General features: G+C 71.1%; 16 protein-coding genes. 8 read left to right on the forward strand and 8 right to left on the reverse strand.

All coding sequences use genetic code 11. The features are described from left to right. Window positions 1-70: 70 nt before the first annotated feature. Window positions 71-2,665 (forward strand): discoidin domain-containing protein, encoded by a 2,595-nt coding sequence (locus OG959_RS12265; protein ID WP_326658182.1) that lies wholly within the window; start codon window positions 71-73, stop codon window positions 2,663-2,665. Here the strand turns inward: OG959_RS12265 and OG959_RS12270 are convergent. Beyond that, the gene (locus OG959_RS12270) at window positions 2,652-3,542 is read right to left on the reverse strand and encodes a DMT family transporter (RefSeq protein WP_326658183.1); all 891 of its coding nucleotides are present in this window, start codon (window positions 3,540-3,542) and stop codon (window positions 2,652-2,654) included. The genes OG959_RS12265 and OG959_RS12270 overlap by 14 nt on opposite strands. Before the next feature lie 40 nt (window positions 3,543-3,582). Between OG959_RS12270 and OG959_RS12275 the strand changes: the two genes are divergently transcribed. Continuing rightward, window positions 3,583-4,119, forward strand: coding sequence for a MarR family winged helix-turn-helix transcriptional regulator (locus tag OG959_RS12275; RefSeq protein ID WP_326658184.1), 537 nt, complete (start codon window positions 3,583-3,585; stop codon window positions 4,117-4,119). 105 nt (window positions 4,120-4,224) lie between these two features. Here OG959_RS12275 and OG959_RS12280 read toward each other — a convergent pair whose 3' ends face one another. After that, on the reverse strand, window positions 4,225-4,593 hold the full coding sequence (locus OG959_RS12280) for a hypothetical protein (RefSeq protein WP_326658185.1): 369 nt from the start codon (window positions 4,591-4,593) through the stop codon (window positions 4,225-4,227). Window positions 4,594-4,898: 305 nt separating this feature from the next. Here OG959_RS12280 and OG959_RS12285 point away from each other — a divergent pair, with 305 nt between their 5' ends. From OG959_RS12285 to OG959_RS12295, 3 genes are all read left to right on the forward strand, one after another. Beyond that, entirely contained in the window at window positions 4,899-5,765 is an 867-nt protein-coding gene (locus OG959_RS12285) for a helix-turn-helix domain-containing protein (RefSeq protein ID WP_326658186.1), read from the forward strand. Beyond that, entirely contained in the window at window positions 5,762-6,013 is a 252-nt protein-coding gene (locus OG959_RS12290; RefSeq protein WP_148020507.1) for a DUF397 domain-containing protein, read from the forward strand. The genes OG959_RS12285 and OG959_RS12290 overlap by 4 nt, the downstream gene beginning before the upstream one ends. 83 nt (window positions 6,014-6,096) lie before the next feature. Beyond that, a complete protein-coding gene (locus OG959_RS12295; protein WP_326658187.1) occupies window positions 6,097-6,915 on the forward strand; it encodes an SAM-dependent methyltransferase in 819 nt (272 codons plus the stop codon). Here the strand turns inward: OG959_RS12295 and OG959_RS12300 are convergent. Next, window positions 6,905-7,594, reverse strand: coding sequence for a 4'-phosphopantetheinyl transferase family protein (locus OG959_RS12300; protein ID WP_326658188.1), 690 nt, complete (start codon window positions 7,592-7,594; stop codon window positions 6,905-6,907). The two genes, OG959_RS12295 and OG959_RS12300, sit on opposite strands and share 11 nt — an antisense overlap. 82 nt (window positions 7,595-7,676) lie before the next feature. Here OG959_RS12300 and OG959_RS12305 point away from each other — a divergent pair, with 82 nt between their 5' ends. Together OG959_RS12305 and OG959_RS12310 are read left to right on the forward strand one after the other, a co-directional pair. Further along, on the forward strand, window positions 7,677-8,948 hold the full coding sequence (locus OG959_RS12305; protein WP_326658189.1) for an MFS transporter: 1,272 nt from the start codon (window positions 7,677-7,679) through the stop codon (window positions 8,946-8,948). A 492-nt stretch (window positions 8,949-9,440) separates the two neighbouring features. Further along, the gene (locus tag OG959_RS12310) at window positions 9,441-10,091 is read left to right on the forward strand and encodes a sensor histidine kinase (protein ID WP_326658190.1); all 651 of its coding nucleotides are present in this window, start codon (window positions 9,441-9,443) and stop codon (window positions 10,089-10,091) included. 9 nt (window positions 10,092-10,100) lie between these two features. Here the strand turns inward: OG959_RS12310 and OG959_RS12315 are convergent, their stop codons facing one another. The 5 genes from OG959_RS12315 to OG959_RS12335 form a co-directional block, all read right to left on the reverse strand. Then, the gene (locus tag OG959_RS12315) at window positions 10,101-10,706 is read right to left on the reverse strand and encodes a response regulator transcription factor (protein WP_326658191.1); all 606 of its coding nucleotides are present in this window, start codon (window positions 10,704-10,706) and stop codon (window positions 10,101-10,103) included. A gap of 538 nt (window positions 10,707-11,244) precedes the next feature. Next, complete coding sequence (locus OG959_RS12320) at window positions 11,245-12,756, reverse strand: SDR family NAD(P)-dependent oxidoreductase (RefSeq protein ID WP_326658192.1); 1,512 nt, start codon at window positions 12,754-12,756, stop codon at window positions 11,245-11,247. A gap of 7 nt (window positions 12,757-12,763) precedes the next feature. Further along, complete coding sequence (locus OG959_RS12325) at window positions 12,764-13,783, reverse strand: ketoacyl-ACP synthase III family protein (protein ID WP_326658193.1); 1,020 nt, start codon at window positions 13,781-13,783, stop codon at window positions 12,764-12,766. Window positions 13,784-13,842: 59 nt separating this feature from the next. Further along, window positions 13,843-15,063 (reverse strand): nucleotide disphospho-sugar-binding domain-containing protein, encoded by a 1,221-nt coding sequence (locus OG959_RS12330; protein ID WP_326658194.1) that lies wholly within the window; start codon window positions 15,061-15,063, stop codon window positions 13,843-13,845. Between the two features lie 138 nt (window positions 15,064-15,201). Further along, window positions 15,202-16,800 (reverse strand): MDR family MFS transporter, encoded by a 1,599-nt coding sequence (locus OG959_RS12335; protein ID WP_326658196.1) that lies wholly within the window; start codon window positions 16,798-16,800, stop codon window positions 15,202-15,204. A gap of 432 nt (window positions 16,801-17,232) precedes the next feature. On the opposite strand from OG959_RS12335, the gene OG959_RS12340 reads away from it, so the two are divergent. After that, window positions 17,233-18,048 (forward strand): AfsR/SARP family transcriptional regulator, encoded by an 816-nt coding sequence (locus OG959_RS12340; protein WP_326658197.1) that lies wholly within the window; start codon window positions 17,233-17,235, stop codon window positions 18,046-18,048. Window positions 18,049-18,123 lie beyond the last annotated feature (75 nt).

The following is an 18,123-nucleotide window of genomic DNA, read 5'->3' on the forward strand; positions in this document are numbered from 1 at the left end:
GCCCCCGCGTCAGCCGTTCACCCGCGCGCCGTGCCCCGCCGCACCGCGCCCGCTTCCCTACGTTCGTACCGTGAGCCTCTCGCGTACCTCTCTCCTCACGTCCCTCGTCGCGTGCGCCCTGATCGCGCCCCTGCCGCCCGGAGCGTCCGCCGCCGGCCGGCCCTCACCCACCCCGCCGGCCGTGGCCTGCGGCCGGGACACGGACCCCGCCTGGGCCCCGGCGTCCACGACGTACGGCGAGGCCGCGGGCTACGACCCCTACGTCGGCAACGGCTATCTGGGGCACCGCGTACCGGCCGCGGGTGCCGGGTACGCCGAGCGCGAGGAGAAGACCGGCTGGCCGCTCTTCACCCCGCGCTACGACGGGGCGTTCGTCTCCGGGCTCTTCGGCCGCGAGGAGGATCTGGCGGCGGGCCGCGAGGTGGCCGCCGCGCTCCCGAGCTGGACGAACCTCGACGTACGGGTGGGCGCGGAGACGTACGGCTCCGCCACCCCGGCCGGACGCGTCTCCCGGTACCGCCAGACGGTGTTCCTGCGGTGCGGGCTGGTGCGCACCTCGCTGCGCTGGACCACGGCCGACGGGCGCGCGACCGACCTGACGTACGAGGTGCTGGCCGACCGCTCCGACGTGCACACCGGGGCCGTGCGGCTGCGGATGACCCCGCACTGGACCGGCACCGCGACGGTCACCGGCAGGCTCGACCCGCGCGGGGCGCGCCGGATCGACCTGGGGGACGACGGGACGTTCCGCACCCGGGGCACGGGGACGGCGGGTGCGATCGTGCAGACGGTGCGCCCGGCGGGCGTGAACGGACAGGCGTCCCGGGTGACCGCGGGGCGTACGTACGAGTTCGAGAAGTACGTGGGCGTGGACACCGCGCTCACCTCGCGCGCCCCGCGCACCACCGCGCGGGAGGCGTCCCGGGACGCGGCGCGGCGCGGCTGGTCCGCCGTGCTCGCCGAGAACGCCGCCGTCTGGCGCCGCGACTGGTCCGCCGACGTGTCCGTGCCGGGCAGCCCCGATCTGCAGAAGTGGCTGCGCTCGGCCCAGTACGGACTCCTCGCCTCCACCCGCGCCGGCTCCCGCGACAGCATCGCCCCGGCCGGGCTGACCAGCGACAACTACGCGGGCATGGTGTTCTGGGACGCGGAGACCTGGATGTACCCGGGGCTGCTCGCCACCCGCCCCGAACTGGCCCGCTCAGTCGTCGAGTACCGCTACCGGACGCGCGACGAAGCCCGCACGAACGCCGAGAAGCTCGGCTACGAGGGTCTGTTCTACCCGTGGACGAGCGCGAGCAGGGGCAATCTCTGGTCCGAGTGCCAGAGCTGGAACCCGCCGCACTGCGTGACCCAGAACCATCTCCAGGGCGATGTGTCCCTGGCCGTCTGGCAGTACTACCTGGCCACCGGCGACCGCGACTGGCTGGCCGGCCACGGCTGGCAGATGCTTCGGGGCATCGCCGACTTCTGGGCCTCGCGCGCCACCGCGAACGACGACGGCAGCTACTCGGTGAAGGAGGTCGCGGGCCCGGACGAGTACAGCAACGGCGTCACGGACGGGGTGTTCACCAACGCCGTCGCGGCCACCGCGCTGCGCAACGCCACCCGCGCGGCGCAGCTCCTGGGTCATCCGGCCCCGGAGAAGTGGACCGAGGTCGCGGACGGCCTGCGCATCCCGTACGACCCGGAGCGGAAGCTGTACCTCCAGTACGCGGGGTACGACGGCTCGACGATCAAACAGGCCGACACGGTCCTGCTGATCTATCCGCTGGAGTGGCCGATGGAACCGGGTGCGGCGGCCTCGACGCTCGACTACTACGCGGCGCACACCGATCCGGACGGCCCGGCGATGACGGACTCGGTCCACGCGGTCGACGCGGCGGCCATCGGGGAGCCGGGCTGCGCCACGTACACGTATCTCCAGCGTGCGGTGCGGCCGTTCATGCGCGGCCCGTACGCGCTCTTCAGTGAGGCGCGGGGTGAGAAGGCGGGTGCGCAGGACCCGCTGTCCGGCTTCCCCGCCGAGGACTTCCTCACCGGTAAGGGCGGCTTCCTCCAGGTGTTCACACACGGGCTGACGGGTCTTCGCCTGCGGGAGGACGGGGTGCGCCTGGACCCGATGCTGCCGCCGCAGCTGAGCGACGGCGTGAAGCTGACGGGCCTGCGCTACCGGGGTCGTACGTACGACATCGCGGTCGGCCCCCGGACGACCGAGGTCCGGCTCACCTCGGGCGCTCCGTTCACGGTCCACACCCCGTCCGGCGCCCGCACCCTGTCGGGCTCCCTCACGCTCCCCACGCGCCGACCGGACCTGACCCCGACCACCGACGCGGCCCGTTGCCGTCCGGCGACGGCGACGTCCGAGACGCCCGGTCTGTACGCGGCCGCGGCGGTCGACGGCAGTGCGGCGACGGCCTGGTCCCCCGACGGGCGGACGGGCACGCTGACGGTCGACCTCGGGCGGACGGCCCCGGTGACGGGCATCGCGCCCGAGTGGACGGACGTGTCCCCCGCGTCGCACCGCCTGGAGACCTCGGCCGACGGCCGGAACTGGCAGCCGTACCGGGCGGGGGCGGTGGCCCGCGAGGTGCGGGTGACGGTCCGTTCGACGGACGCGGCCGAGCCTTCGGGCGTACGGGAACTGAGGGTCACGCAGTCTTAGCGCGCGTGCGGCGGACCCCGGCCGGGCGACGGCGCGCGGCCGGCCGGCCGAGCAGGATCCCGGCCAGTACGAGAACGAGTCCGCCGATCTGCCGGAGGGTGAGCGGCTCACCGGCGATCACGGTGCCGAGCAGCACTCCGGTCACCGGGTTGAGCAGCCCGACCAGGCCGACGGTCGCGGCGGGCAGATGGCGCAGGCCCGCGAACCAGGCGGCGAAGGCGAGCGCGGTCGCCACCACGGTGACGTAACCGAATCCGAGGAGGGCCGGCCCGTCGAGCGCGGGCGGGGCGCCTTCCACGGCTGCGGCGAGGGGCAGCAGCAGGAGGCCGCCGGCGATCAGCTGCCAGGAGGTCGAGGCGAGGACGTCGGTTCCGGCGCCCCAGCGCTTGGTGAGGATGTAGCCGAGGGACGACATCAGCAGGGCGGCGACCGAGGCCAGCATCCCGCGGATGTCGGCGGAGGCGGTTCCGGTCAGCAGCATGAGACACACTCCGCCGATGCCGGCGGCGGCGCCCAGCAGGGGCAGCGGCCCCGGCCGCTCGGCGACGAGCGCCCAGGCGATCAGCATCATGGCCACCGGTGAGGCCGCCATGATCGTCGAAGCGGTGCTGGTCGGGAGCAGTTGCGCGGCGACGTACACGAGCGCGAAGAACCCGCCCATGTTCAGAACGCCGAGGACGGCCGCCTTCCACCACCAGGAGCCGCGGGGCCGTTGCCGCCGGACGGCCAGGAGCAGCAGCCCGGCGGGCAGGGCCCGGACGGCGGCGCCGTACAACGGGGTCCCGGCGGGCAGATAGGCGTGGGTGACGTAGTAGTTCGTACCCCAGGCCACCGGGGCGATCGCCGTGATGAGCACCCACCGCAAGGTAGCTTCCATGGAAGCTAATATACCTTCCCGGGAAGCTACAATCGAGGCCATGCCGGATTCCGCTGACTCCACCGCCGCTTCTCAGCCCCTGGACCACGTGGCCCGCATCCAGGCCGAATGGGCGCGCGAGCGCCCCGACCTCGACGTGCGGGCCCAGGGTGTGATCGGCCGCCTGCACCGGCTGGCCGGGCTGCTCACGGAGGAACTGTGCGTGGTCTACCGCCGGTTCGGCCTGAGCGAGGGTGAGTTCGACGTGCTGGCCGCGTTGCGCAGGGCCGGGGATCCGTTCGAGCGGGCGCCCGGCGAACTGGCGACGCACACCATGGTCACCACCGGCGCGATGACGAAGCGCATCGACCGCCTGGAACGCGCGGGCCTGGTCACCCGCCGCCGGGCGGCCGTCGACGGCCGCGCCCGCGTGGTCGCCCTCACCCCGGCCGGCCGCGATCTGATCGACCGGGCCTTCACCGAGCACATGCGCAACGAGCGCCGCCTCCTGGACACCCTGAGCGAGGACGAAGCGGCGGCACTGGAGTCACTGCTCACCGCCTGGCTGGGGCGGGCGGAGCCACCGCGGAGCGGCTGAGGGTTCCGCTCCCGCTCAGGCCGGGCGGGCCGCCTGCCGGCCTTCCGCCACCGCGCTCGACGGACTCCTCACCGATCCGCGGCGCCCGGGCGGGAACCGGGGGAATCAGCCCCGTGACGACAGGGGCGCCCAGGTGTAGCGGACGCGGACGCCCTGGTCGTGCAGCCAGGCGGCCTCGCGGTGCCGGAGCTCACTGGCGGACTCCGGGGCGATGGCGCTGGGCCAGCGGACGAGTACCGCGGTGACGTCGCCCGTCTGTGCCAGCTGTCTCACCCGCCGCCACCCTCTGCGCCGGGCCGGATCGGGCTCACCGTACGTATCGGTGACGACCTCGGCGATCGTCAGTCCGCGTTCCCGGGCGAACGCGCGGCCTTCCTTCTGGGCGCGCCGCGTCGCTTCACCGGGCACGCCCCGGGCGCGGTCGGCGCACACGTACAGCACGACGGGAGAGACGGTTTCCTCGTGGGGGGTCATGGGCGCCTTCCGTAGGTGGATCGAAGAAGAGGGGTTCCGCCGCGTGAGGGGACGCGGAGGGGCTCGACTCAGCCCGGACGGACGTGCGTTCGGCTCGTACCGGGCGGGTGGAGCGACTGCCGCCCGCTCCGGGCCGGATCCTGCGTCATTGCTGTGACTTGACCGCTCACCCATCCACTATGCGCGTGACAACGGTCACGCTGCAACCGACTCCCTGATAATTTCAGCAGCACGGGTATCAGCCTGGCGTCAACATCAAATGGCTGTAAGAATGGGCTTGTTGACGGTTTCTCAGGAGGTTGGGCGTGAGTGATGCCCGTTCCGGCACCAGTGCGCCGACAGTCCTGCGCATGATCCTCGGCCGTCGGCTGCAGGAGATGCGGCTCGGCGCCGGTGCCTCGCTGGAGGACGCGGCCAAGGCACTGCGTGTGACGACCCTGACGATCCGCCGGCTGGAGAAGGCCGAGGTCGCGCTGAAGCCGCTCTACGCGGAGAAGCTCCTGGAGACCTTCGGCGCGGACCGTCAGGAGATCGACGAGTTCGTCGACCTGGCCGAACAGGCCAACAAGCCCGGCTGGTGGCACTCCTATCGCGACGCCGTCCCCAGCTGGTTCACCGCCTACGTCAGCCTGGAGTCCGGCGCCAAGACCCTCCGTACGTACGAACCCCAGTACGTCACCGGCCTTCTGCAGACCCCCGCCTACGCACACGCCGTGCTGCGCGGCGGCCTGCCGAACGGCAGCGAGGAGGAGCTCGCACGCCGTGTGGAGCTGCGGCTGCACCGCCAGAAGCTGCTGGAGGGGGAGGACGCGCCCACGTTGTGGGTGGTCATGGAGGAAGCCGTCCTGCACCGGGTGGTGGGAGGCGCGCACGTGATGCGGGAGCAGTTGGAACGGCTCCTGGACGTCTCCGAGCTCGCACACGTGAGCATCGACATCGTGCCCTTCACCGCGGGCGCGCATCTCGGAGCATGCGCGCCGTTCACCTATTTCCGGTTCGAGGAACCCGAACTGCCCGACGTCGTCTACAGCGAACTCCTGTCCGCCGCCGTCTATCTGGACCAGCGGGCGGACGTCGTCTCCCATCTCGAAGCGCATTCCCGTATGGCGCTGATGACGTCGTCCGAGGACAGCAGGGCGCTCTTGAACCGCATGCGCAAGGAGTACTCATGACGATCACCGACGAGGGCGTCTACAACGGCATGCCGGCCCGCAATCTCGGGGAACAGGGCTGGGAGCGGCCCTGGAGCGGGCCGAACGGGGGCCAGTGCGTCGAGACGAAGCAACTCGCCGACGGCCGCGTGGCCGTACGCCAGTCCACCGACCCGGCCGGGCCGGCGCTGATCTACACACCGGAGGAGATCGCCGCGTTCGTCCGCGGGGTCAAGGAGGGCCTGGCGGACCACCTGGCCGCCGGGTGAACCGGCAGCGGGCGTGAGGGACGGCGGCACCGGATCCCGTCCCCGGCCCGCGGGCCGACAGACAAACGTACGAAGGGGAGAACATGAGCACCAGGCAGGCCGGCCAGGACCTCGACACGAGCAAGGCGCACTCGGCCCGGATGTACGACTACTTCCTCGGCGGCAAGGACCACTTCGAGATCGACAAGGAGGCGGCCCTGGTCGCCGCCCGGGCCCACCCCGGCATCTACGTGACCGCTCGCGAGAACCGCGCGTTCATGCACCGGGCCACCCGTGTCCTGGCGCAGGAGCACGGGATCCGCCAGTGGCTCGACATCGGTACGGGCATCCCGACCGAGCCCAACCTGCACCAGGTCGCCCAGTCCGTCGCACGCGACGCCCACGTCGTGTACGCGGACAACGACCCGCTCGTCCTCAAGTACGCCGAACGCCTCATGCGCAGCACGACTCAGGGCCGTACGGCCTACGTCCAGGCCGACGTCACGGACCCCGACGCACTGATGAGCGCCGTGGAGGACTCGGGGGTCCTGGACTTCGAGCAGCCCATCGCCCTCTCCCTCAACGCCCTCATGCACTTCATCACCGACCCGCACGACCCGTACGCCATCGTCCGACGGCTCCTCGACCCGCTCCCGGCGGGCAGCGCCCTCGCCATGAACCACTGCACGCCCGACTTCGACCCGGTCACCTGGAACAAGGTCGCGGAGGTCTACACGAAGTCCGGGTCGCCGGTGCAGTTCCGTTCGCACAGCGACGTCCGCCGCTTCTTCGACGGCCTCGACCTGGTCGAACCGGGCATCTGCTGCTGCCACCGCTGGCGGTCCGCCGCCCCCGCCTCGGGCGAGCCGGAGATCGAGGACGCCCAGATCAGCCTGCTGGCAGGTGTGGGCATCAAACGCTAGCCGGAGCCCGGGGAGGCGGCGCCGGGTCCCGTCGCCCGACCACGACAGCCGTCACGACGAGACCGTCACCCGCGGCCCAGGATCCCTCGAACGACGTCAGGGGGCGGCCGGACAGTTCGGGTCCCCGCACGTGGAGGCGAACGGCGAAGGTCCCGTCGGGGGCGAGGATCGCCGTCACGTCCCGGAAGCCCAGCCAGGTACGGGCGACCGGAAACCACGCTTTGTACACGGACTCCTTGGCGCTGAACAGGACGCGGTCCCAGGCCAGTCCGTCCGTCGTGGGCAGAGCCGCCATCGCGCGAAGTTCCTCGGGGCCCGCGATACGCTCCAACACCCCTTCGGGTAGCGGGCGTTGTGGTTCGGCATCGATTCCGAGCGTCGCCACGTCAGCACTGCTCGCCACAGCGGCGGCGCGATACCCCACGCAGTGCGTCATGCTGCCGACCACACCGAGCGGCCACCGGGGTGCTCCGCCCGCGCCGGGCAGCAGGGGGGCGGCCGGCTCACCGAGCGCGGCCAGCGCATCGCGTGCGCACGCCCGGACGGCGGTGAACTCGGCTCTGCGCCTGGCGTACGAGCGGGCGACGACCTGGCGCTCCTGCGGGAACAGTTCGATGTCATCCCGGTCCGTGCGGGAGTGGGACCAGCGCACCGTGGCAGGCAGGATCCGATCGATCATCCGAGCACCCTACGGCAGCAGCCTCGCCGTCGCCCTGTCCGCGCTCAAGGATCGCTCCGGTCGGGCCTGAGCACACTGCGGCATGGCCAAGGTCCTCGCGCGAGCGTTCCGCTCGCTGTCCGTGCGCAACTTCCGGCTGTTCGCTGCCGGTCAGGTCATGTCCGTGACGGGCACCTGGATGATGGTCGTCGCCCAGGACTGGCTCGTCCTCGATCTCACGGGGAGCTCCGCTTCGGAGCTGGGCCTGGTCACCGCCCTCCAGTTCACCCCGATGCTGTTGCTCACGCTCTACGGCGGCCGCCTGGCGGACCGCTACGACAAGCGCATGCTCCTGACCGTCGCGAACCTGTGCTCCGCCGCTCCGGCGCTGCTGCTGACGTCGGCGGTGTGCACCGGCCAGGTCCGGCTGTGGCAGCTGTACGCGGCGGCGCTGGTCCTCGGCGTCGTCAACGCCGTCGAGGTGCCGACCCGGATGTCGTTCGTCGGTGACCTCGTCGGCCCCGGTCTCCTGCCGAACGCGTCGGCGCTCAGCGCGGCCTACTTCAATGCGGCCCGGGTGATCGGACCCGCGGTCGCCGGGGTGCTCATCACCGTTCTCGGCGTGGGCTGGGTGATGCTGCTCAATGCCGCGAGCTATCTGTTCACGGTCGCGGGGCTGCGGATGATCCGTCCCGCCGAGCTCAGCCGTGCCGCCGGCGCACACGACCGGATCCGGGTCGGCGACGGGCTGCGGTACATCCGGTCCCGTGCGGACCTGACAGGTCCTCTGGTGCTGGTCGCCGTCATCGCGCTGTTCGGTCTCAACTTCCAGCTCACACTGCCTCTTCTGGCCAGGACCGTGTTCGGCGCGAACGCCCTCTCCTTCGGCCTGCTCACCACCGCCCTCGCGGCCGGCGCGCTTCTGGGCGCCTTCGCGACGACCCTGCGCCGGGGGCGGCCGAGCAGCCGCCTGGTGACCGGCTCGGCCGTGCTCTTCGGAGCGCTCGAGACGGCTGCCGGCCGGGCGCCGACCTATGCGTCGGCGGTGGTGCTGGTGTTCCTCACCGGCTTCGCGCAGCTCTGCTTCGCCCAGGCCGCGAACCATCGCATCCAGCTCGGCAGCGATCCGCGCTACCGCGGCAGGGTGCTCGCCCTCTACACGCTGGTCCTCCAGGGGGCGACCCCACTGGGCTCGTTGCTGACGGGGTGGCTGGCCGGATGCTGGGGTGCCCGAACAGGACTGTGGGTCGGTGGCCTGGTGTCGTGCGCGGCGGGCTGCGTCGCGGTCGCCCTCGGCGGCCGGGCGGCGGAAGCGAAGAAAGGCACCACTCCGGGTAAAGCGACCGCCAAAGAGTCAGTAGAAAATTCAACATGAAGAGCGCAGCTCAAGCCCACCAGAGATTTTTGACTTTCTTGATCTGCGGCAACAACACATGCTCTACGATTGGCCACTGTTCAGTTAGCGCGGCCAGGGTCTCACTGGGGGTGACTTCGGGTGCGGGGGTCGAACGATTTCCGAGTGCGCATAGTGATGCTGATTCGGATGGTTTGTGCGGGTCTGTTACTTCTGGAGGGCGGACTGAGTGCCGATTTCCTTCTGACCACTCATCTCGCTCGACACGAAATCGCCGCCGGTTTCACCATAGTGACCCTGGCGGCCTTTTGTTTACTCACCGGTACATCGAGGTTCCGCATTCCCCCGCGACTGCACTTCCTGTGGCTCACCGGAAGTGGTGGCGTCCTGACACTCCTTCCATGGATTTTCGGGCGGGCCTGGCTGGCCATTCCGGGATTCCTCGCAGGATATATACCGCTGCTGGTCGCGGAGTTCACCAGGTGTGACACCCCCGCGGCACGCGGCCAGGACGTGCACCGGGCCATCGAGGCGGACCGCGAGCGCATGGCCCGCGATCTGCACGATCTGCTCGGGCACAGCCTCTCCATGATCACACTCAAGTCGGAGGTCGTCCTGCGCCGCGTCCCCCAGCAGGACGGAAGGGCCCGGCAGGAACTCACGGAGATCATCGCAACGTCCCGGCAGGCGCTTCACGACGTACGCGTCATGGCCCACGACATGCACCGGCCCTCGCTCACCGGCACCGTCGACTCCATCAGGCCCACGCTGGACTCGCTCGGGATCGAGCTCACCGTCCGGATCGGCTGCGGGCGCCTGCCCCAGGATGCCGAAGCGGTACTTGCGGCCGTGGTGCGCGAGGGCGTCACCAACCTCCTCAAGCACAGCAAGGCCGGCCGGTGCCGCATCGAGGTCTCCTTCCGCCCCGGCCGCGTACGTCTGGCCGTCACCAACGACGGCGCGCCCGCCACCCCGCCCACGCACACCGCCGCGGGCCTCGGGCTCAACAGCCTCGCCGCCCGGGTCGGCGGCCTCGGCGGCCGGTTCAGCTCGGGTGCGCTGCCCCACAGCAGGTTCCGCCTGGTGGTCGAGCTGCCGCTGCGTGCACGCCGGAACCGCACAGACTCGGCGGAGTCCGAGTGGGCGCAGCTCAGCACGGCGTGAGCCGTGCCGTCACAGCCACCCGGAGCTGCGCGCGATCCGGATGGCGTCCAGCCTGTTGCGAGCGCCCAGCTTCGTGACCGCGTTCGCCAGGTAGTTGCGCACCGTCCCCGTCGAAAGAAAGAGCCGCGCCGCTATCTGGGCCGGCCCCTCGCCCTCCGACGCCAGCCGGAGCGCCTCTAGTTCACGGGGACTCAGCGGTGGATGCGGTGTCTTCAGCGCACTCAGGGCGAGCTGGACGTCGATGACCTGCTGGCCGGAGTCCACCTTGCGGATCGCCTCGGCGAGCCGTGTCGGATCGGCATCCTTCTCCAGCAGCCCGAATGCTCCCGCGTCCAGTGTTCGTTGTACGTCTCCGGGGCGGCCGATGCTCGTCAGCATGAGCGTGTGGCAATTCGGCGCGACCGTGAGCAGGGCCTCGCTGACGGCGAACCCGTCAATGTCCGGCAGGTTGATGTCCACGATGGCGACATCGGGCGTTTGCCGACGCGCCTGAGTGATGGCTTCCTTGCCTGAAGCAACCTCGGAAATGACCTCGATGTCCGGTTCTTGCCTCAGTAATGTCACCAGAGCCGCTCTGAGCATGCGCATGTCTTCGACGATCAGGACCTTGATCACGATATCCCCGTTCGCACTCGCAGGCCTACCGTCTGCTGCTCAGCGCCCGAGCCACCCACACCCACGGCGCCGAGAACGAACACGGCCCCCCGCCCCTCGCATCACGAGCCTCAAATGATCGAACAAATCAGGCCACCTGTCCACCAATAACGATCAGTAGCATGGAATCGAAGCGCACCGAGGTCAACGGAATGCAGTTCGATGGCGGCGACCCGGGTATCCGCGACGGCGAGTAGAGGCGGACCTCGTATTCGAGGGCGGAATGGCCCGTGTCCCGCCATGGAGTCGAGGCATCGGGAGAAGACGCCCACGAAAGAGACGACGAGGACGGTGCGGGCCGACCGCAAAGTGCGTCCTCATCCGGTGCGGCGGCCCCCGCGGCGCCTTGTCGGTGCGGCTCACGGCGACGACCGGATCCCCGGCGCATCCGGCTCGGCCGGCGCCGGCGGTGCGGGACGCACCGCCGGCGCCAGGGCGGACCACCCGTCCGGAGACCTCGCCGCACCGCCGGGCGGCGTCAACGAAGCCTCGACGGAGCTCAGTTCTGCGCCACCACCCGTGGACTGCCGCTGCCGGCCTCTCGTTCGCGCGCTGCGGCCGCCCGGCTCCTGGCCCGGCTCAGCTGCGCCCCGTACCCGTCGGGGCAGACGGCCACCTGAGGTCCGGGGCGGTGGACCAGGATGCGCTCCAGGGCGGCGATGCCCTCGGCCGTCGCCAGCCAGCCGCGTACGGCGTCCGGGGCACCCCCGGTCCCGGCGGGCGGGGCGGCCATGCCGAACACCTCGCCCCACAGGGTCCAGTTGATCGCGACGACCTGGCGGGTGTCCGTGTCGGCCGCGGCAGCGCAGGAGTCCAGAAAGCGGTTCGCAGCGATGTACGCGCTGTGACCATAGGCGCCGCTGAGGTTCTGGACCGAGGAGAAGAGCGCCAGGAACGCGGCGTCGGGGCAGAGTTCGACCAGCGCCGAGGTACCCGCGGTCTTGGGGGCCAGCACCCGTGCGGCCAGTTCGGGGCTGAGCGACCGCAGCCTCATGTCGTCCACCACGCCGGCCAGGTGCAGGACTCCGTCGATCCGGCCCGTCTCCGTGCGCACCTTGCCGATGACCTCCGCCAGACCGTCGCGGTCGGCGACGTCGCAGGCGAATTCCAGGACCCTGGCCCCGGCGGCGCGCAGCCGCGCCAATTCTCCTGCAACCCCGTCGTCCCCCGCACACGCCCGCGGAAGGTTCCGGCCGATCAGGACGGTCGTCGTGTCCGGCACCTCGTCGATGTGCCGGGCGAGAGCGAGCCCGATCGCCCCGAAGCCGCCGGTGATCACATACGTGCCGCCGCGGGCGAACGGCGACCCGGCCGGCTCCGAGTGCGTGAACGGCAGGTATTCCAGGGCCAGTCGGCGTCCGGAACGCCATGCCACCGCCCCTTCGCCCACGGTCGTCATCTCGGCGGCCAGTGCGGCGGCCGTCGCCTCGTCGCGCTCCGTGGTGTCGATGTCGGCTCTGCGCACGGTCAGCCGGTCCGCTTCGAGGCCGAACACCAGGGCCGGGCCGTCCGCGACCGCCTGGAAGGGCCGCGCGGTGTCTCCGGGTACGGCCCTGTGCGCCCGGTCCGTGGCGACGACCAGGCGGACCGGGCCGGCCGGGCCCTCCCCGCCCGGCCCGGCGAGCGCCACGCCCAACGCGTGCAGCCGGGCGAAGACCCGCTGCGCGGCGGCCCCCTCGCCCCGCTCCCCCGGCTCCTCGCCCAGGGCCCAGGCGCACAACACCGCGTCCGGGGCTCCGGAGGCGAACTCCTCCTCGATCAGCCGGGCCACCGACGCGGGATCGTCGGGGTGGAACCGGCGGCCGGCCACCGCAATCGAGAGCCGCGCACCCGTCTGCGCGCACCGGTCCACGACGGCCTGCCCGAGGTCCCCCTCGGGCAGCAGCAACAGCCAGCGCTCCCCGTCGGGCGCGGTCGCCGGCGGCTCGGCGCCCGAGTGTTCGCGCCAGACCGGCACCAGGAAGGGCGCCTCCAGTGTCGTACTGGAACGGACGGAAGGGTTCCTGTCCATGGTGCCGTCACCGCATCCGCAGGATGAGGCAGGACAGGTCCACGCCGGGTCCGACACCGACCATCAGCACATGGTCGCCCGCCGCCAGGCGGCCCACCGACATCAGGTGGTCCAGGCCGAGGAACTGGTCGCTCGCGCCGAGGTGGCCGACCGTGCGGCCGAAGCCGGTGGTGGACTTCGCCCCGTCGAGACCGAGCGGTGCGAGCATCCGCTCGTCGATGCGCCGGGGTGCCATGTTCATGTGGGTGACGGCGGTGATGTCCGCCAGGGCCAGCCCCGCATCGGCCAGCGTCTGCTTGAGTACGCCGCGCAGGGCGTCGTTGATGCGGGTGCCGACCTCCATGAGGCTGTGCCCGGACGCACGGTAGTGGCCGGCCGGTGCCTTGAAGTCCATGACCGTGCCCACGGTGGCCGGCGGCGGGAACAGCGGAATTCCGCTGCGCCGCATCTCCTCCAGGTCGGGCAGCGCGGTCTGGCCCAGCGCCAGCACCTCGGCGACGCCGGGGCGCCCGGACAGGACGACGGCCGCGGCTCCGTCGCCGAGCACACAGCCGGGGTGGGCCTGCCAGCGGTCGACGAGCGGTCCGGAGAAGTTGTCCGCCGAGGTGATGAGCACGGCCTTGCAGAGGTCGTTGGCCCGGAGGTAGGCCGAGGCCATGTCGACGGCGGTCAGCATGCCGTTGCACCCCTGCCGGATCTCCAGCGCGGGCACGTCCGTACCGAGGACCTGGCGCTGGATGTAGAACGGCGGCGACCAGCCGTCGGGGCCCTGGTGGAACACGTTGACGTGGATGACCAGGCCGATGTCGGCGGCTTCGAACCCCGAGTGCGCGAGGGCGCGGCGGCCGGCCTCCACCGCCATGTCCGGCGCGGACATTCCGTCGGCGACCCGCACGGAGATCTGCTCGTGCTCGGCGCGCTGCTCCTCCGTGTAGCGGCCGAGCCCGACGGCCTCCTCGGCGGTCATGACGCGGTCGGGGAGGAACACCCCTGTCCCGGCCACGTGAACGCGATGTTGAGCTGACATACCGTCACACCTCTCGTGATGTTCTACGGGTCATGAGTACGCGGGTCACCGCGCGGAGCTCAGCGGGCGACCAACTCGGCCAGCGCCGCAACCAGTTCGGCCGGGGCCGGCTGTGCGGCGTTCTCCCCGGCGAGACGTACGGCGGCCTCCCGGTGGGCGGGATCCGTGAGCAGCGCGTCCAGTTCGGCGGCCACCAGCTTCCCGGCGTGCTCGTCCCCGGCCACCACCTGGTGGGGCAGCGTGCGGCCCGCTCCCACGGCGGCCAGCCGGTCGCCGATCAGCATGGGGGCCGGCCGCTGCGGGACCACGAGCTGCGGCACCCCGTGCGCGGCCGCGGTCAGCGCCGTGCCGGCTCCGCCCTGGTGGACGATCGCGTCGCAGTGCGGCATCAGCAGGTGCAACGGCATGGACTCGACGATGCGGGTGCCCTCCGGCAGTGCGGGCAGCAGTGCGCGCTGCGCCGCGGCCACCGCGACCACCGGTTCGGCGCCGAGGCCGGCCACGGCGGACACGATGTGGTGCAGCGGCTCCAGCACCGCGGCGCCGAGCACCTTGGCCGCGGTGACGCCCCAGGTGACGCAGACCCGGGGCCGGCCGGCCGGCTCGTCGGCCCAGGCGGGCGCCTCTCCGGGGCTGTTGTACGGGACGAAACGCATCGGCAGCCGGGGCAGGACGGAGCCGAGGTTCATGCTCGGCGGGCACGGGTCGAGCAGGGCCGCGGGGGCGACGGGGGCATCGAGGCCGAAGCGCGCGAACAGCGCGGCGTACTCGGGCAGCGGTTCCTCGCCGAGCGCCCGGTTCTCGTAGCGCAGGACGCCGGGGCTGCCCCACAGCTGTCCGACGACGGGGATGCCGGCCACGGCTCCGGCCACGGGGCCGGCAAAGGTCGACACGTCCGACACGATCAGGTCGGGCCGCCACCGCTCCACGACGGCGACCAGGTCGTCGACCATGCGCTCGGCGATGACGCACTGCTTGCGACCGAGCGCGGCCAGCAGTTCGACCTGCTCCGGCACCAGCTTGTCCGGACGCTCGGGCCAGTCGTCCGGCCACGGCTCCTGCTTGTGCCAGGCCGCGAGTTTCCCGCTGGATGACATTCCGGTCAGTTCGGCGTCGGAGCCGACGGCCGTGGCGGTGAGCCCGGCCTGGAGCATGCCGGGAACGGCCGACGGCATCCCGGCGAACCGCACCTCGTGGCCTGCGGCGCGGCAGGCCCACGCCATCGGTATCAGCGGGTACAGATGCGAAGGCGCCGACCAGGTGGTGAAAAGCACACGCACGCGAAGCTCCGTCCATTCCACAACGGTCAAGTTGCCGCCGATGCTCGCGGAAACGGGTCCGGCCGCCCTGGAGTCGCGCTTGAGGCGACTTGGGGCGGCCGGCGGTACGGGCCCTTGCGGCAGGGGGAAAACCGGGGCTCAGCTGCTCCCCACGGCCGAACGGCCCTCCTGTCCGGGCAGTTGGGCAGTGGCGGCGGCTTCCCCGGCCGGAGCGTCCTCGCCGGGGTCCGCCACGACCGCGTCCTCATCCAGCTCCTCCAGGTTCATCTCCCGCAGGAACAGGCCGAGTACGGCGGCGGCCAGCATGATGACCCCCGCGATGAGGAAGACGTCCGTCGCCGCGTCGGTGTACTGGACGAGATAGGTGTGGCGGGCGGCATCCGAGAGGTCGTCCAGGTTGCCGACGTTCGTTCCCCCGGCCGTCGAGTTCAGCCGGGCCGAGAGGATCGCTCCGAACAGGGCCGCTCCGAAGGACTGGCCAAGGGTGCGGAAGAAGGTCGAGGTCGTGGTGGCCACGCCCAGGTCGTCGCGGGGGACCGTGTTCTGCACGACGAGGACCATGAGTTGCATCAGCAGGCCCACGCCCAGGCCGATCAGGAAGATGTAGGCGCACAGCAGGCTCACGGAGGTGTCCGGCTCCATGGTGCCGAGCAGTGCCAGTCCGCCTGCCGAGAAGATGCTGCCGAGGATCGGGAAGACCTTGTAGCGGCCGAACTTGGACACGATGATCCCGGAGCCGATCGCCGAGATCATGAAGCCGACGGTCATCGGCAGCATCCGGGTACCCGCCTGGGTCGGGGTGTATCCGTAGACGACCTGGAGGTACATCGAGACGTAGACGATGGAGCCGATGAGTGCGAACCCGACCAGGAAGAGGATCGGGATGGACAGGGAGACCGTGCGGTCCTTGAACAGGCGCAGCGGGATCACCGGGTCGGCCGCCCTGGTCTGCCGCCATACGAAGGCCGCCACGAGGAGCACGGCCCCGACGGACATCCCGATGATCGTCGGCGAGGACCAGGCGTAGGTGTCGCCGCCCCATTCGGTGACCAGCAGGACGGAGCAGGCGGCGGCGACGATCAGGGCGGCGCCGACGAAGTCGATCTGCTGACTGGTGCGGCGCGCCGGGATACGCAGCATGAGGATGACGACGCCGAGGGCGACGGCACCGATCGGCAGGTTGACGTAGAACAGCCAGCGCCAGTTGGTGGTCATGCCGAGGATGTCGTGGCTCTCGGTGAAGTACCCGCCGATCAGCGGACCGAGGACGGTGGACAGTCCGATCACCGCGCCGCCGACGCCCTGGAACTTCGCCCGCTGCTGCGGGGTCGTCATCATGCCGATGACGACGAGGGAAACGCTGTAGAGACCACCGGCGCCGACGCCCTGGAGGGCGCGGAAGGCGATGAGCTCTCCCATGTTCTGCGCCACGCCGCAGAGCGCGGAGCCGACGAGGAAGAGGACGACCGCGGAGACGTACACGTTCTTGGCGCCCAGCAGATCGGCGAGCTTGCCGTAGATGGGCTGGGTGGCCGTCGACGCCAGCATGTAGGCGACGACGACCCAGGACATGCCGTCGAGGCCGCCGGCCGGGTCGAGGTCCCGCACGATCGGCCAGGCGGCGGTCGTGACCACGGTCTGGTCGAGGGCTGACATGAGCATCGTCAGCAGCACACCGACGAAGACCACGACGACGCCGCCACCGCTCATGGCCGCGCGCTCGCCCCGGGCTTCCACGGGAGCACTCCCTGCTTTCACGACAAACCCCTCCAAAGGTATTGGTCACTGACCAACTTGAACAGTGACCAATTTAGCGGTCGGGTCTTGGCTCCGCAAACGGTTCCCGGGTCTTCCGGAAGGGATGTGCCGGTGCGGGAAGGGCCCTCCGGGCGCCCCCTGCGGCCTCTGCCGCGGAGCACCCGATGCGGGCTCCGCCCACGTGAAGCAGGTGCCCGCACGAGGTCGCCCCCGCCGGCGGCGGCGCCCCGGGCGTGAACTCCGCACAGGTGAATCATGAGAACTTCACGACTCGGGCCAGGGCGAACACATACGCAGAACCGGGCCCTGCGCACTGGCTCGGGAAGTTCCCATTCGGGCAATGTTCGATTCCTCCTCGATGCGCGGCGCCGCGTCGAGGTGGGCAGATCTCACATCCATGGGGGACACAAAGTGAAGATCAAAGTACTGGGACCACTGACCGCCGAAATGTCCGGGCAGTCGATCGTCCCGAGCGCGGCCAAGCCCCGGCAGATCCTGGCCCTCCTCGCCGTCAACGCGAACCACGTGGTTCCCGCGTCGACGCTGATGGAGGAGATCTGGGGCACCCGGCTGCCTCGCAGCTCCACCACCACGCTGCAGACGTACATCCTTCTGCTGCGCCGCATGCTCACCGCTGCGGGCGGCGGTGAGGGACAGGCCGCCGCCAAGCGGCTGCTCGTCACCCAGCACGGCGGATACCGCCTGGTCGTCGAGCCAGGGGCCGTCGACCAGCACCGTTACGACCGGCTGGCCGCCGAGGGCCGGGCCGCCTTCGACACCGGCGACAACGCGCTCGCCGGACGCACGCTGCGCGAGGCCCTGTCCGTCTGGCACGGCCAGGCCCTCGTCGACGTCAGGACCGGGCCCGTCCTCGGCATCGAGCTGGCGCGGCTGGAGGAGAGCCGGCTGAGTGCGCTGGAGCTGCGCATCGAGACGGACCTGCGCATGGGGCAGCACACGGCACTGCTCGCCGAACTGACCGAACTCACGGCCCGGCACCCGCTCCACGAGGGTCTGCACGCCCAGCGCATGGCGGCCCTGTACCGGTCCGGGCGTTCCTGGCAGGCGCTGCAGGTCTTCCAGGAACTGCGCGAAGGCCTCATCGAGGAGCTCGGCATCGAACCCTCGTCCCGGCTGCAGAGGCTGCACCAGGCGGTGCTCGGATCCGACCCGGCCCTGGACGCCGAGTCGTCGCAGCGACCGGTCCTGAACCTGTTCGCCGCCTAAGGGCTGTCCCGCAATTCCTGGCGGGACAGCCCTTAGCTTGATCTTTAACCTGTGCGGCGCGCCCCAGGGCCTCTC

This window comes from Streptomyces sp. NBC_00385 (assembly GCF_035917155.1).
GTDB classification, from domain to species: Bacteria; Actinomycetota; Actinomycetes; order Streptomycetales; family Streptomycetaceae; genus Streptomyces; species Streptomyces poriferorum.